Origin of the sequence: Actinomadura chibensis NBRC 106107 (assembly GCF_001552135.1) — a bacterium.
Taxonomy (GTDB): domain Bacteria; phylum Actinomycetota; class Actinomycetes; order Streptosporangiales; family Streptosporangiaceae; genus Spirillospora; species Spirillospora chibensis.
Genome location: NZ_BCQP01000004.1, coordinates 249,365 through 262,989 on the forward strand (window position 1 = coordinate 249,365; position 13,625 = coordinate 262,989).

Here is a 13,625-nt window from a genome sequence, read left to right on the forward strand (position 1 = left end):
GGCGTCGGGTGTCGGGGTGTCGTGGGTGGGACCCCGGTCCTGGGCGGGGGAGGGCGGGAGCATACCGTCGGGGGCGGTAGTGCCGCCGGACCGGCGTGCCGACTCCGTAGATCCTCCGAGCCCCGAGGAGACGCCGTGCACGATCGAGACGCCCTCTACATCGATGGAGCCTGGACGAGCCCGCAGGGCGGCGGTGTCATCGCCGTCGAGAACCCCGCCACCGAGGAGACGCTCGGCACCGTCCCGGAGGGGACGGCCGAGGACGCCGACCGGGCCGTGCGCGCCGCCCGCGCCGCGCTGCCCGCCTGGTCGGCGACGTCCTACGCCGAGCGCGCCGAGTACCTCGGACGGCTCCGGGACGCCCTCGCGGCCCGCGCCGACGACATCGCGAGGACGATCGCGAGCGAGGTCGGCAGCCCCATGCGCCTCGCGACCCGCGTCCAGGCGGGGCTGCCGCAGAACGTCGTCGGGTCGTACGCCGAGATGATCGCCGCGGGCCTGCCGGAGGAGCGGGTCGGCAACTCGCTGGTGGTCCGGGAACCGGCCGGGGTCGTCGCCGCGATCACGCCGTGGAACTACCCGCTGCACCAGATCACCTGCAAGCTGGCGCCCGCGCTAGCGGCCGGCTGCACGATCGTGATCAAGCCGAGCGAGGTCGCGCCGCTGGCGTCCTACCTGCTGATGGACGCCGTCCACGAGGCGGGGATCCCGGCGGGCGTCGTCAACCTCGTCCCCGGGTACGGGCCGGTCGTCGGGGAGGCGCTCGCCGCCCATCCCGAGGTCGACATGGTGTCGTTCACCGGCTCGGTGCGGGCCGGGTCCCGGGTCGCCGAGCTGGCCGCGAAGACGATCAAGAAGGTCGCGCTGGAGCTCGGCGGCAAGTCCGCCAACGTGATCCTGGACGACGCCGACCTGAAGACCGCGGTGAAGGTCGGCGTCGCCAACGCCTACATCAACGGCGGCCAGACCTGCACCGCCTGGACGCGGATGCTCGTCCACCAGGACCTCTACGAGCAGGCCCTCGACCTCGTGAAGGGCACCGCCGAGGGATTCGCCCCGGGCGACCCGCTCGACCCGTCCACCCGGCTCGGGCCGCTCGTGTCCAAGACCCAGCTCGAACGGGTCCGCGGCTTCATCGACACCGGCGTCGCCGAGGGCGCGCGCGTCGTCACCGGCGGGACGGCCACGCCGGACGGCTTCGACCGCGGCCACTACATCGCGCCGACCGTGCTCGCCGACGTCGACCAGGACGCGACGGTCGCGCAGGAGGAGATCTTCGGCCCGGTCCTCTCGGTCATCCCGTTCCGCGACGACGACGAGGCCCTCCAGATCGCGAACAACTCCCGCTACGGGCTCGCGGGCGCCGTGTGGTCCGCCGACCAGGACCGGGCGCTCGCGTTCGCCCGCCAGGTCAGGACGGGCTCCATCGACGTGAACGGCGGCGCCTACAACCTGCTCGCGCCGTTCGGCGGGTACAAGCAGTCCGGGCTCGGGCGCGAGCTGGGCCGGTACGGCCTGGACGAGTTCCTCGAGACCAAGTCCATCCAGCTCTGACCCCCAGCCGAGGAGAGGCATCCATGGTCAAGGCCGTCGTCGCCACGGGGCCGGACGTCCCGCCGCAGGTCTGCGAGATCGAACTGCCCCCGGTCGGGCCCGGGGACGTGAGGGTCCGGGTGGCGGCGGCCGGGGTGTGCCACTCCGACCTGTCGATGGTGAACGGGACGCTGGCGCCCGCGTTCCCGCTCGTCCTCGGGCACGAGGCGGCCGGGACGGTCGCCGAGGTCGGCGCGGCCGTCACCCGCGTCCGCCCCGGCGACCGCGTCGTCCTGAACTGGGCCGCCGCGTGCGGCGAGTGCTGGTTCTGCGAAGAGGGCGAGCCGTGGCTGTGCAGCGCGGCGGAGGGGGCGGTGAGCCCGCCGTCCGGCGCCACGCTGGACGGCGCCGCGCTCCACGCCTGCATGGGCGTCGGCGGGTTCGCCGAGGAGCTGGTCGTCGCCGAGCGGTCCGTGGTGCCGCTGCCCGCGTCCGCGCCGCTCGACCTGAGCGCGCTGCTCGGGTGCGCGGTGCTGACGGGCATCGGCGCCGTCCGCGGCACGGCGGGCGTCCGCGCGGGGCAGTCGGTGCTGGTCGTCGGGCTCGGCGGGATCGGGCTCTCGGCCGTCATGGGCGCCCGCCTCGCCGGGGCCGCGACGATCATCGCCGTCGACCGGGGCGCCGGGAAGGAGGGCCTCGCCAGGGCGGCGGGCGCGACGCACTACCTGGAGAGCGACCCGAAACTGGCGAAACAGGTCCGCGCGCTGACCGGCGGACGCGGCGCCGACCACGCCTTCGAGTGCGTGGGCAAGGCCGACCTGATCCGGACGGCGTGGCAGTCGGTGCGCAGGGGCGGGCAGTGCACGGTCGTCGGCGTCGGCGCCCGCGACGACTCCGTGACGTTCAACGCGCTGGAGCTGTTCCACTTCAACCGGCGGCTGACGAGTTCGGTGTACGGGTCGTCCGTCCCCGACAGGGACGTGCCCCTGCTGGTGCGCGAGATCGAGGCGGGACGGCTCGACCTGGCCACCCTCGTCACGCACCGCATCGGCCTGGACGGCGTCCCCGCCGCGTTCGACCGGATGCGGGACGGCCGGGGCGCGCGCTCCCTCATCGAGATCGGCCCATGACGGCGGGCCCCCTCGCCGGGCTGCGCGTGGTCGAGCTGTCCAGCTTCGTCGCCGCGCCGCTCGGCGGGATGACGCTCGCCCAGCTCGGCGCGGACGTGATCCGCGTCGACCAGGTGGGCGGCGGCCCCGACATCGACCGCCACCCGCTGGCCCCGTCCGGGCGCAGCCTGTACTGGGCGGGGCTCAACAAGGGGAAGCGGTCGGTCACGCTCGACCTCCGCTCCCCGGACGGGCGCGACCTCGCCGCCGCCCTCGCCGCGGAGGCCGGTGTCGTCCTGACCAACGCGCCGCCGCGCGACGGGCTCACCTACGAGGCGCTCCGGAAGAGGCGGCCGGATCTGATCCACGTCCAGCTGCTGGGACGCAGGGACGGCGCCAACGCGGTCGACTACACCGTCAACGCCGCGATGGGGTTCCCGTCCATCACGGGCCCGGCCGACCACGACACCCCGGTCAACCACGTCCTGCCCATCTGGGACGTGGCCTGCGGCCTGTACACGGCGGTCGGGCTGCTGGCCGCCGAGCGGCACCGGCTGCGCACGGGGGAGGGGCGGAGCGTCCGGGTCGCGCTGCGCGACGTCGCGCTCGCCACGGCCGGGAACCTCGGCTACCTCGCGGAGGCGCAGCTCGGCGCGCCGCGCCCCCGGCTGGGCAACGCCCTGTTCGGCGACTTCGGCCGCGACTTCGCCACCGCCGACGGACGCGTCATGGTCGTCACGCTGACGCCCCGCCACTGGCGCGACCTGGTGGCGGCGACCGGGCTCGGCGAGGTGGCCGCCGCGCTGGAACGGGCCCTGGACGCCGACTTCCGCCGCGCCGGGGACCGCTTCGCCTGCCGCGAGGCGCTCGGCGGCGTCCTCGCGCCCTGGTTCGCGTCCCGCACCTGCGCGGAGGTCGAGGACGGCCTGCGCGGGACGTCCGTCCTGTGGTCCCGCTACAGGGACCTGGCGGAAGTCAAAGACGGACTCGACAACGAACCCCTGATGGCCCTGCTCGACCAGCCCGGCATAGGCAGGCACTTCGCCCCGGGCTCGCCGCTGCTGTTCGGCGGCGCGTCCACGCCACCGAGTCCTGCCCCCGCGCTGGGCGAACACACCGAGGAAGTGCTCCGCGACGTCCTCTCCCTGTCCCCGCGGCGCGTCGAGGCCCTGCGCGCCGGCGGGACGATCGCCGCCGTATGAGATAGTTAGGTAGGCGAACTAAGGGAGGGGCCGGTGGCGGCGGGCGGCGTTCGCGGGCTCGTGCCGCTGCTCGCGTTCCTCGGCGTGATGGCGTACTCGCTGTCGATGGCCGTCGTGACGCCCGCGCTCCCGCAGATCCAGGACGGCCTGCGCACGACCCCCGCCGGGGCGGCGTGGTCGCTGACCGCGATGACGCTCTCCGCCGCCGTCGCGACGCCCGTCGTCGGACGCCTCGGCGACCTGCACGGCCCCCGGCGCGTGCTGCTCGCGGTGCTGCTGGTCTCCGTCGCGGGCATGGTCGTCGCGGCGGTCGCGACGACGGTTCCGGTGATGCTGGCCGGACGCGCCCTCAGCGGGATCGGCGGCGGCGTCTTCCCGCTCGCGTACACGATCATCCGGGACGTCGTCCCGCCCGCCAGGACGGCCTCGGCGATCGGGCTCATGTCGTCCATGCTGGGGCTCGGCGGCGCCGTCTCCTGGTGCCTCGCCGGGCCGATCATCGACCTGCTCGGCTGGCGCTGGCTGCTCTGGGTGCCGGTCGCCGGGCTCGCGCCGGGTGTGGCGCTGGCCTGGTGGATCGTTCCACACGCGGCGCCCCGCAAGGCCGCCAAGGTCGACTGGTACGGCGCCGCGCTGTTCGCGGCCTGGCTCGTCGCCGCGCTCACCGCGCTCACCCAGGGGATGGACTGGGGCTGGACGTCGCCCGGCGTCCTCGGGCTGCTCGCGCTGTCGGCGGCCACGCTCGGCGCGTGGCTGTGGGTGGAGGGGCGGGTGCGGGCGCCGCTGGTCGACCTGCGGCTGATGCGCGTCCGCGGGGTGTGGACGGCGAACGCCGCGTCGCTGCTGTCGGGGTACGCGCTGATGGCGGGCGGGCTGCTGTTCCCGCTGCTCGTCCAGCTCCCGGCGGGCACCGGCTACGGGTTCGGCGGGACGGCCACGCAGGCCGCCCTGCTGCAACTGCCCGCGAGCGTCGGCATGACGCTCGCGGGGATGACGGCGGGCCTGCTCGACCGGCGGTTCGGCTCCCGGACGGTCCTGCTCGGCGGCGCGCTGACGACGGGCCTCGGCTACGCGTTCGTCGCCGTCCAGCACGCGGCGATGTGGCAGCTCTACGTCGGCGGCCTGGCCCGGGGGATCGGGCTCGGCTTCGCCTACGCGGCGGTCGCGAACCTCGTGGTCGCGGCCGTCCCGGCCGGGGAGACGGGCGTGGCGACCGGGATCAACACGCTCGTCCGGACGGTCGGCGCGTCGCTCGGGACGCAGATCAGCGCGGTCGTCGTCGCGGGCGTCCCCGGGGACGCCGGGTACACGGCCGGGTTCGCGGTGAGCGCCGCCGTGACGGCCGCCGTGGTCCCGCTGGCGCTGCTCGCGCCGCGCCGCGGGCGGCGGGGGCGCCGCGGGCCCGGGGCGGGCAAGCGAAACGGGGCCCGGCGGGAGGCCGGACCCCGTCCCGATGGTGCGTGCGGATCAGAACGACTCGACGGCGCGGCGCGCCTCCGGGTCGAGGACGCCCCAGCCGATCAGCTCTTCGGTCAGCTCGGTCGGGGACTTGTCATAGATGACCGCGAGTGAACGCAGGTCTTCCTGACGAATGGACAGGACCTTTCCGTTGTAGTCGCCCCGCTGGCTCTGAATCGTCGCGGCGTAGCGGGCGAGAGGACCGGCCTTGTCTTTCGGAAGCTGCTGCAACCGCTCTAGATCGATCACGAGCTTGGGTGTAGGCCCGAGCGGGCTCGGCGCGGCTCCGCCGGGCAGCAACTCGGAAACCGGCACGCCGTAGAAATCGGCGAGCTCGGCCAGCTTCTGAACGGTGACGGCGCGGTCGCCCCGCTCGTACGAACCCACGACGACGGCCTTCCAGCGGCCACGTGACTTCTCCTCCACACCGTGCAGGGACAGGCCCTGCTGGGTGCGGATGGCGCGCAGGCGCGCGCCGAGAGCCTTAGCGTATTCAGACGGCATTTCGCGGCCCCCAGGCTCACTTTCATCGTCGTCGGACTCCGGCTGGCGCCGGAGGGGAGCCGATTCTCGAAGCCTCGGCCTCAGGAGTGGCCCCCGGGGATGGTTACGGACAGTGACGGTAAAACGGGGAAGCCCACAGGTCAAGCCGATTGGAAAAAAGCGGTCGAATCCGCAGGACTTCGACCGCGGCGCACGGATCGCCCGCAAGCCCGGCGGGTCAGGCGGTCCGGGCCGTCGCCGGGTCCGTTCCCCGGTTTCGAAAGTCCTCCGATGTGACCCCTCTCACCTGGGAAGACGTTGAGCGGTCCGGGTGCGGGGCAGCGCGGGCCGACTGCTACCGTGTCAGGGACATGACGTCCTTTAAGACCCGTCCCGTGAGGCGGGAAAGGAGGTTCAGGCGGTGAATGCTGCCTCCAGCCCGGAACGCCGGGCGGTGGCGCGCGTGGCGGACGGTGACCCCCGGCCCAAGGCCGTTCTGGAGGGTCCCGACATCAGACGCGCGCTGACCCGGATCGCACACGAGATCCTCGAGCGGACCAAGGGCGGCCACGACGTCCTGCTGCTCGGCATCCAGACCCGCGGCGTGACGCTCGCCGAGCGGCTCGCCGGGGCGCTGCGCGAGGTCGAGGGCCGCCCGGTGCCCTGGGGCTCGCTCGACGTGACCATGTACCGGGACGACCTGCGGATGCGCCCGGCCCGCGCGCTCGGCCGCACCGAGGTGCCGCCGGAGGGGATCGACGACCGGGTCGTCGTCCTCGTCGACGACGTCCTGTTCTCCGGGCGGACGGTGCGCGCCGCGCTGGACGCCCTGAACGACCTCGGCAGGCCGCGCGCCGTCCAGCTCGCCGTGCTGGTCGACCGGGGCCACCGGCAGCTGCCGATCCGCGCCGACTACGTCGGCAAGAACCTGCCCACCTCCATGCGGGAGACCGTGAAGGTCCTGCTGGAGGAGAACGACGGCCGCGACGAGGTGCTGCTCGGCCCGGTGCCGCCCGCGAGCGCCCCCGCGAGCCCCGCGAGCACGTCCGCGAGCACCGCCGCACGGACGGGAGGCGCCCGGTGAACCGCCATCTGATCTCCGCCGCCGACCTGAGCCGCGACGACGCGCTCCTCGTCCTCGACACGGCCGAGGAGCTCGCGCAGATCGCGGGCCGGTCGATCAAGAAGCTGCCGACGCTGCGCGGCCGGACGGTCGTGAACCTCTTCTTCGAGGACTCGACCCGCACCCGCATCTCGTTCGAGGCGGCGGCCAAGCGGCTGTCCGCCGACGTGATCAACTTCTCCGCCAAGGGGTCGAGCGTGTCCAAGGGCGAGAGCCTGAAGGACACCGCGCTCACCCTGGAGGCGATGGGCGCGGACGGCGTCGTCGTCCGGCACGGCGCGTCCGGCGCGCCGCACCGGCTGGCGGGCTGGGTCCAGGGCAGCGTGGTCAACGCGGGCGACGGCACCCACGAGCACCCCACCCAGGCGCTCCTCGACGCGTTCACGATGCGCAAGCGGCTCGGCGACCTGGAGGGGCGCAGGGTCACGATCGTCGGCGACGTCCTGCACAGCCGGGTGGCACGATCCAACGTCCTGCTGCTCCACACGCTCGGCGCGGACGTCACCGTCGTCGCGCCGCCGACGCTGCTCCCGGTGGCGATCGGGTCCTGGCCGTGCTCGGTCTCCTACGACCTCGACGGCGTGATCCCGAAGAGCGACGTCATCATGATGCTCCGCGTCCAGCAGGAGCGGATGAACGCGGCGTACTTCCCGTCCGTGCGCGAGTACAGCCGCCGCTACGGGCTGGACGCCGAGCGCATGGCGCAGCTCCCCGACCACGCCATCGTCATGCACCCCGGCCCGATGAACCGGGGCGTGGAGATCGCCGCGGAGGTCGCCGACTCGGTCCGCTCGACGATCGTCGAGCAGGTCGCGAACGGCGTCAGCGCGCGCATGGCCGTCCTGTACCTGCTGCTCGGCGGGTCCGAGCCCGCCATCGGCAAGGAGGTCTCCCAGTGAGCCGGACGTACCTGATCAAGGGCGCGCGGATCCTCGGCGGCGCGGCCGCCGACATCCTCGTGCGCGACGGCGCGATCGCCGAGGTCGGCACCGGCCTCGCCGAGTCGGGGGCGCAGGTCGTCGACGCCGCCGGGCTGGTCGCCCTGCCCGGCCTGGTCGACCTGCACACCCACCTGCGCGAGCCCGGCCGCGAGGACGCCGAGACCGTCGAGTCCGGGACGAAGGCCGCCGCCGTCGGCGGGTACACGGCCGTCCACGCGATGGCCAACACCGACCCCGTCGCCGACACGGCGGGCGTGGTCGAGCAGGTGTGGCGGCTCGGCCGCGAGGCCGGGTACTGCGACGTCCAGCCGGTGGGCGCGGTCACCCGGGGCATCGCGGGGGAGCAGCTCGCCGAGCTCGGCGCGATGGCCGACTCCGCCGCCCGCGTCCGGGTCTTCTCCGACGACGGGCACTGCGTGTCGGACGCGGTCATCATGCGCCGGGCCCTCGAGTACGTGAAGGCGTTCGACGGCGTCGTCGCGCAGCACGCGCAGGAGCCGCGGCTCACCGAGGGCGCGCAGATGAACGAGGGCGAGATGTCGGCCGCGCTCGGGCTGCGCGGCTGGCCCGCCGTCGCCGAGGAGGCGATCATCGCGCGGGACGTCCTGCTCGCCCAGCACGTCGGGTCGCGGCTGCACGTCTGCCACGTCTCCACGGCGGGCTCGGTGGAGATCCTCCGCTGGGCGAAGGGCAAGGGCTGCCCGGTGACCGCCGAGGTCACCCCGCACCACCTGCTGCTGGACGACACAAGGGCCGGAACCTACGACCCGATCTTCAAGGTGAACCCGCCGCTGCGCACCGCCGCCGACGTCGAGGCGCTCCGCGGCGCCCTCGCCGACGGGACGATCGACTGCGTCGCCACCGACCACGCCCCCCACCCGGTGGAGGCGAAGGAGACCGAGTGGGCCGTCGCCGCGATGGGCATGGTCGGCCTGGAGACCGCGCTGCCGGTCGTGCAGGAGGCCATGGTCGAGACGGGGCTGCTCGACTGGGCCGGGGTCGCCGACCGGATGTCCGCCCGCCCGGCGCGGATCGGGCGCCTCTCCGGGCAGGGCCGCCCGCTGGAGGCCGGGTCGCCCGCCAACATCACGCTGTACGACCTGTCGCCGCGCCGCGCGGTGGACCCGTCGGCGCTGACGTCCAAGAGCCGCAACACCCCGTTCGCGGGGCTGGAGCTGCCCGGACGGGTCGTCGCGACGTTCCTGCGCGGCAAGCCGACCGTCCTTGAGGGGAAGCTCCAATGAACCCTGCACTGCTCGTACTGGAAGACGGCAGGGTGTTCCGCGGGACGCCGTACGGGGCCGAGGGCGAGACCTTCGGCGAGATGGTCTTCAACACCGGGATGACCGGCTACCAGGAGACGCTCACCGACCCGTCGTACGCGCGCCAGATCGTCGCGATGACGTCCCCGCACATCGGCAACACCGGCGTCAACGACGAGGACCCCGAGTCGGGCCGCATCCAGGTCGCCGGGTACGTGGTGCGCGAGCCCGCGCGGGTCGCGTCCAACTGGCGGGCCACCGGCTCGCTGGGGTCGGCGCTGCGCGACCAGGGCGTCGTCGGCATCGCGATCCCCGGCACCCGCGCGCTGACGCGGCACCTGCGCGACAAGGGCGCGATGCGCGCCGCCATCTTCAGCGGGACGGCGGCCGTCGCGCCCGGCGAGGACGCCCTGCTCGAACGGGTGCGGCGGAGCCCGTCCATGGAGGGCGCCGACCTCGCGCGGGACGTCTCCACCAAGGAGCGGTACGTCGTCCGCGCGAAGGGCACGAAGCGCTTCACGGTCGCCGCCGTCGACCTCGGCATCAAGGCGATGACGCCGTACCGGATGTCCGAGCGCGGCTGCGAGGTGCACGTCCTGCCCGCGACGAGCACGGCCGAGGACGTCCTCGCGCTCGACCCGGACGGCGTGTTCTTCTCCAACGGCCCCGGCGACCCCGCCGCCGCCGGGTACGCGGTGGACGCGCTCAGAGGCGTCCTCGACGCCGGGACCCCGTTCTTCGGCATCTGCTTCGGCAACCAGATCTTCGGCCGAGCGCTCGGCCTCGGCACCTACAAGCTGAGGTTCGGCCACCGGGGCATCAACCAGCCCGTCCAGGACCGGGCGACCGGCAGGGTCGACGTGTCCGCGCACAACCACGGCTTCGCCGTGGACGCGCCCACGGACGGCCCGTTCGACACGCCCTACGGCCCGGCCGAGGTCACCCACGTCAACCTGAACGACGGGTGCGTGGAGGGGCTGCGGCTCCTCGAACGCCCGGCGTTCAGCGTCCAGTACCACCCGGAGGCCGCGGCCGGGCCGCACGACGCGTCCGGCCTGTTCGACCGGTTCCGCGAGCTGATGGAGGGGCCGAGGTAATGCCGCGCCGCGAAGACCTGAACTCCGTCCTGGTCATCGGCTCCGGGCCGATCGTCATCGGGCAGGCGTGCGAGTTCGACTACTCCGGCACCCAGGCGTGCCGGGTGCTGAAGGCCGAGGGCCTGCGGGTGACGCTGGTCAACAGCAACCCCGCGACGATCATGACGGACCCGGAGTTCGCCGACGCCACCTATGTCGAGCCGATCACCCCGGAGGCCGTCGAGAAGATCATCGCGCGGGAGCGGCCGGACGCGCTGCTGCCGACGCTCGGCGGCCAGACGGCCCTGAACACCGCCATCGCGCTCTACGAGGCGGGCGTGCTCGCCGAGTACGAGGTCGAGCTGATCGGCGCCGACGTGGACGCGATCCAGGCCGGGGAGAACCGCGAGAGGTTCAAGGAGGTCGTCGCCAAGGTCGCGCGCGAGCACGGCCTGAACGCCGAGTCCGCCCGGTCGGTGATCTGCCACACGATGGAGGACTGCCTCGCCGCGGCGGGCGAGCTCGGCTACCCGGTCGTCGTCCGCCCGTCGTTCACGATGGGCGGCGCCGGGTCCGGCTTCGCGCACGGCGAGGACGACCTGCGCCGCATCGCCGGTGCGGGGCTCGACGCGTCCCCGACCAGCGAGGTCCTCCTTGAGGAGTCGATCCTCGGCTGGAAGGAGTACGAGCTGGAGGTCATGCGCGACCGCCACGACAACGTGGTGATCGTGTGCTCCATCGAGAACCTCGACCCGATGGGCGTCCACACCGGCGACTCGATCACGGTCGCGCCCGCGATGACGCTGACCGACCGCGAGTACCAGAACATGCGGGACGTCGCGATCGCCGTGATCCGCGAGGTCGGTGTCGACACCGGCGGCTGCAACATCCAGTTCGCCGTCCACCCCGGCACCGGCCGGATGATCGTCATCGAGATGAACCCGCGGGTGTCGCGGTCGTCGGCGCTCGCGTCCAAGGCCACCGGGTTCCCCATCGCGAAGATCGCCGCCAAGCTCGCCGTCGGCTACACGCTGGACGAGATCCCGAACGACATCACCCGCGAGACGCCCGCGTCGTTCGAGCCCACCCTCGACTACGTCGTGGTGAAGGTGCCCCGGTTCGCGTTCGAGAAGTTCCCCGGCGCGGACGGGACGCTCACCACGCACATGAAGTCCGTGGGCGAGGCCATGGCCATCGGGCGGTGCTTCACCGAGGCGCTGCAGAAGGCGCTGCGGTCGCTGGAGCAGAAGGGCTCGTCGTTCAGCTGGACGGGCGAGGCGCACGCCGCCGAGCTGGTCGAGTCCGCCAGGCGGCCGCACGACGGGCGGCTCAGGGACGTGCAGCGCGCCCTCTGGGCCGGGGCGAGCCTCCAGGAGGTGTACGAGGCGACGGGCATCGACCCGTGGTTCCTCGACCAGATCTCCGCGATCAACGAGGTCGCCGAGGAGATCCGCACCTCCGACGACGCGCTCACCAGGGAGAAGCTGCTGCGCGCCAAGCGGCACGGGTTCTCCGACGCGCAGCTCGGCGAGCTGCGCGGCCTCTCGGAGGAGGTCGTGCGGGAGGTGCGGCACGCGCTCGGCGTCCGCCCCGTGTACCTGACCGTCGACACGTGCGCCGCCGAGTTCGAGGCGCGGACGCCCTACCTGTACTCGGCCTACGACGAGGAGACCGAGGTCCCGCCCGGCGCCAAGCCGAAGGTCATCATCCTCGGCAGCGGGCCCAACCGCATCGGGCAGGGCGTCGAGTTCGACTACTCGTGCGTCCACGCGTCGTTCACCCTCGCCGAGGCGGGCTACGAGACCGTGATGGTCAACTGCAACCCCGAGACCGTCTCGACCGACTACGACACCTCCGACCGGCTCTACTTCGAGCCGCTGACGCTGGAGGACGTCCTTGAGGTCGTCCACGCCGAGCAGCGGTCGGGCGAGGTCGCGGGCGTGATCGTCCAGCTCGGCGGGCAGACGCCGCTGGGCCTCGCGCAGAAGCTCAAGGACGCCGGGGTCCCGATCGTCGGCACCTCGCCGGAGAGCATCCACCTCGCCGAGGAGCGGGGCGCGTTCGGGCGCGTCCTGCACCGGGCCGGGCTGCTCGCGCCGAAGCACGGGACCGCCTCGTCCTACGAGGAGGCCCGCGAGATCGCCGCCGAGATCGGGTACCCGGTGCTCGTCCGCCCGTCGTACGTGCTCGGCGGGCGCGGCATGGAGATCGTGTACGACGACGTCACGCTGGAGTCGTACATGGCCCGCGCGACGGAGGCGAGCCCGGAGCACCCGGTGCTGGTCGACCGCTTCCTGGACGAGGCCATCGAGATCGACGTCGACGCCCTCTTCGACGGCGACGAGCTGTACCTCGGCGGCGTCATGGAGCACATCGAGGAGGCCGGGATCCACTCCGGCGACTCGGCGTGCGCCCTGCCGCCCATCACGCTCGGGCACGACGACATCCGCCGCATCCGGGAGGCGACCGAGGCGCTCGCCCGGGGCGTCGGGGTGCGCGGGCTGATGAACGTCCAGTACGCGGTGTCGGCGGGCGTCCTCTACGTGCTGGAGGCGAACCCGCGGGCGTCCCGCACGGTCCCGTTCGTGTCGAAGGCGACGGCCGTGCCGCTCGCGAAGGCCGCCGCCCGCGTCATGATGGGCGCGTCGATCGCGGAGCTGCGCGCCGAGGGCATGCTGCCCGCGGCGGGCGACGGCGGGAGCCTCCCGCTGGACGCGCCGATCGCGGTGAAGGAGGCCGTCCTGCCGTTCGACCGGTTCCGCAACGAGCGCGGGCAGGGCGTCGACATCGTCCTCGGGCCCGAGATGCGCTCCACCGGCGAGGTCATGGGCATCGACGAGGTGTTCGGCACCGCGTTCGCCAAGTCGCAGCAGGCCGCCTACGGCGGCTCGCTGCCGACCAAGGGGCGCGTGTTCGTGTCCGTCGCCAACCGCGACAAACGGCACATGGTCTTCCCCGTCAAGCGGCTCGCTGACCTGGGCTTTGAGATTCTTGCCACGGAAGGGACCGCGGAGGTCCTGCGCCGCAACGGCGTGCGTGCCAAGATCGTGCGCAAGCACAGCGAAGGTCCGGGCCCGGACGGCGAGCCCACGATCGTGCGGCGCGTCCTCGACGGCGAGGTCGACCTCATCGTCAACACTCCCTTCGGCAGCCCCGGCCAGTCCGGGCCGCGGCTCGACGGCTACGAGATCCGTACCGCGGCCGTGCTGCGGGGCGTACCGTGCGTCACGACCGTGCAGGGCCTGGCGGCCGCGGTGCAGGGCATCGAGGCCGTCGCCGGCGGGCAGGTCGGCGTCCGCTCCCTCCAGGAGCACGCCGAGCGGCTGAGCGGCGCGCACGGCCGCACGGGCGCGCCCGCCCCGGACGCGGGCGCCGGCGGAGCCGCCGACGGGGGCCCGGCGGAGGGGTGAGACGAGCGGGCGGGCCGGGGGACGGACT

At 73.5% G+C, this 13,625-nt stretch carries 10 protein-coding genes; 9 read left to right on the forward strand and 1 reads right to left on the reverse strand.

Annotated elements, in window-relative coordinates; genetic code table 11:
- Positions 1–135: 135 nt before the first annotated feature.
- From ACH01S_RS03030 to ACH01S_RS03045, 4 genes are read left to right on the forward strand one after another with little or no spacing between them, the layout of a single operon-like run.
- On the forward strand, positions 136–1,554 hold the full coding sequence (locus ACH01S_RS03030) for an aldehyde dehydrogenase family protein (RefSeq protein ID WP_067885028.1): 1,419 nt from the start codon (positions 136–138) through the stop codon (positions 1,552–1,554).
- Positions 1,555–1,577: 23 nt separating this feature from the next.
- Complete coding sequence (locus tag ACH01S_RS03035) at positions 1,578–2,663, forward strand: Zn-dependent alcohol dehydrogenase (protein ID WP_067885030.1); 1,086 nt, start codon at positions 1,578–1,580, stop codon at positions 2,661–2,663.
- Positions 2,660–3,844 (forward strand): CoA transferase, encoded by a 1,185-nt coding sequence (locus ACH01S_RS03040; RefSeq protein ID WP_067885032.1) that lies wholly within the window; start codon positions 2,660–2,662, stop codon positions 3,842–3,844. The genes ACH01S_RS03035 and ACH01S_RS03040 overlap by 4 nt, the downstream gene beginning before the upstream one ends.
- Before the next feature lie 33 nt (positions 3,845–3,877).
- A complete protein-coding gene (locus tag ACH01S_RS03045) occupies positions 3,878–5,416 on the forward strand; it encodes an MFS transporter (RefSeq protein WP_067885034.1) in 1,539 nt (512 codons plus the stop codon).
- Here ACH01S_RS03045 and bldD read toward each other — a convergent pair.
- Positions 5,312–5,806, reverse strand: a complete 495-nt coding sequence (gene bldD / locus ACH01S_RS03050; protein WP_021597992.1) for a transcriptional regulator BldD — start codon at positions 5,804–5,806, stop codon at positions 5,312–5,314. The two genes, ACH01S_RS03045 and bldD, sit on opposite strands and share 105 nt — an antisense overlap.
- Positions 5,807–6,248: 442 nt before the next feature.
- Between bldD and pyrR the strand changes: the two genes are divergently transcribed.
- From pyrR to carB, 5 genes are read left to right on the forward strand one after another with little or no spacing between them, the layout of a single operon-like run.
- Positions 6,249–6,869, forward strand: a complete 621-nt coding sequence (gene pyrR / locus ACH01S_RS03055) for a bifunctional pyr operon transcriptional regulator/uracil phosphoribosyltransferase PyrR (RefSeq protein WP_246236748.1) — start codon at positions 6,249–6,251, stop codon at positions 6,867–6,869.
- On the forward strand, positions 6,866–7,807 hold the full coding sequence (locus ACH01S_RS03060; protein ID WP_067885039.1) for an aspartate carbamoyltransferase catalytic subunit: 942 nt from the start codon (positions 6,866–6,868) through the stop codon (positions 7,805–7,807). Before pyrR ends, ACH01S_RS03060 begins: the two co-directional genes overlap by 4 nt.
- Positions 7,804–9,093: a dihydroorotase gene (locus ACH01S_RS03065; protein WP_067885041.1), complete on the forward strand. Its 1,290-nt coding sequence runs from the start codon at positions 7,804–7,806 to the stop codon at positions 9,091–9,093. Before ACH01S_RS03060 ends, ACH01S_RS03065 begins: the two co-directional genes overlap by 4 nt.
- Positions 9,090–10,208, forward strand: a complete 1,119-nt coding sequence (carA, locus tag ACH01S_RS03070; protein WP_067885043.1) for a glutamine-hydrolyzing carbamoyl-phosphate synthase small subunit — start codon at positions 9,090–9,092, stop codon at positions 10,206–10,208. The genes ACH01S_RS03065 and carA overlap by 4 nt, the downstream gene beginning before the upstream one ends.
- Positions 10,208–13,597, forward strand: coding sequence for a carbamoyl-phosphate synthase large subunit (gene carB / locus ACH01S_RS03075; protein WP_067885045.1), 3,390 nt, complete (start codon positions 10,208–10,210; stop codon positions 13,595–13,597). The genes carA and carB overlap by 1 nt, the downstream gene beginning before the upstream one ends.
- Positions 13,598–13,625: the final 28 nt, after the last annotated feature.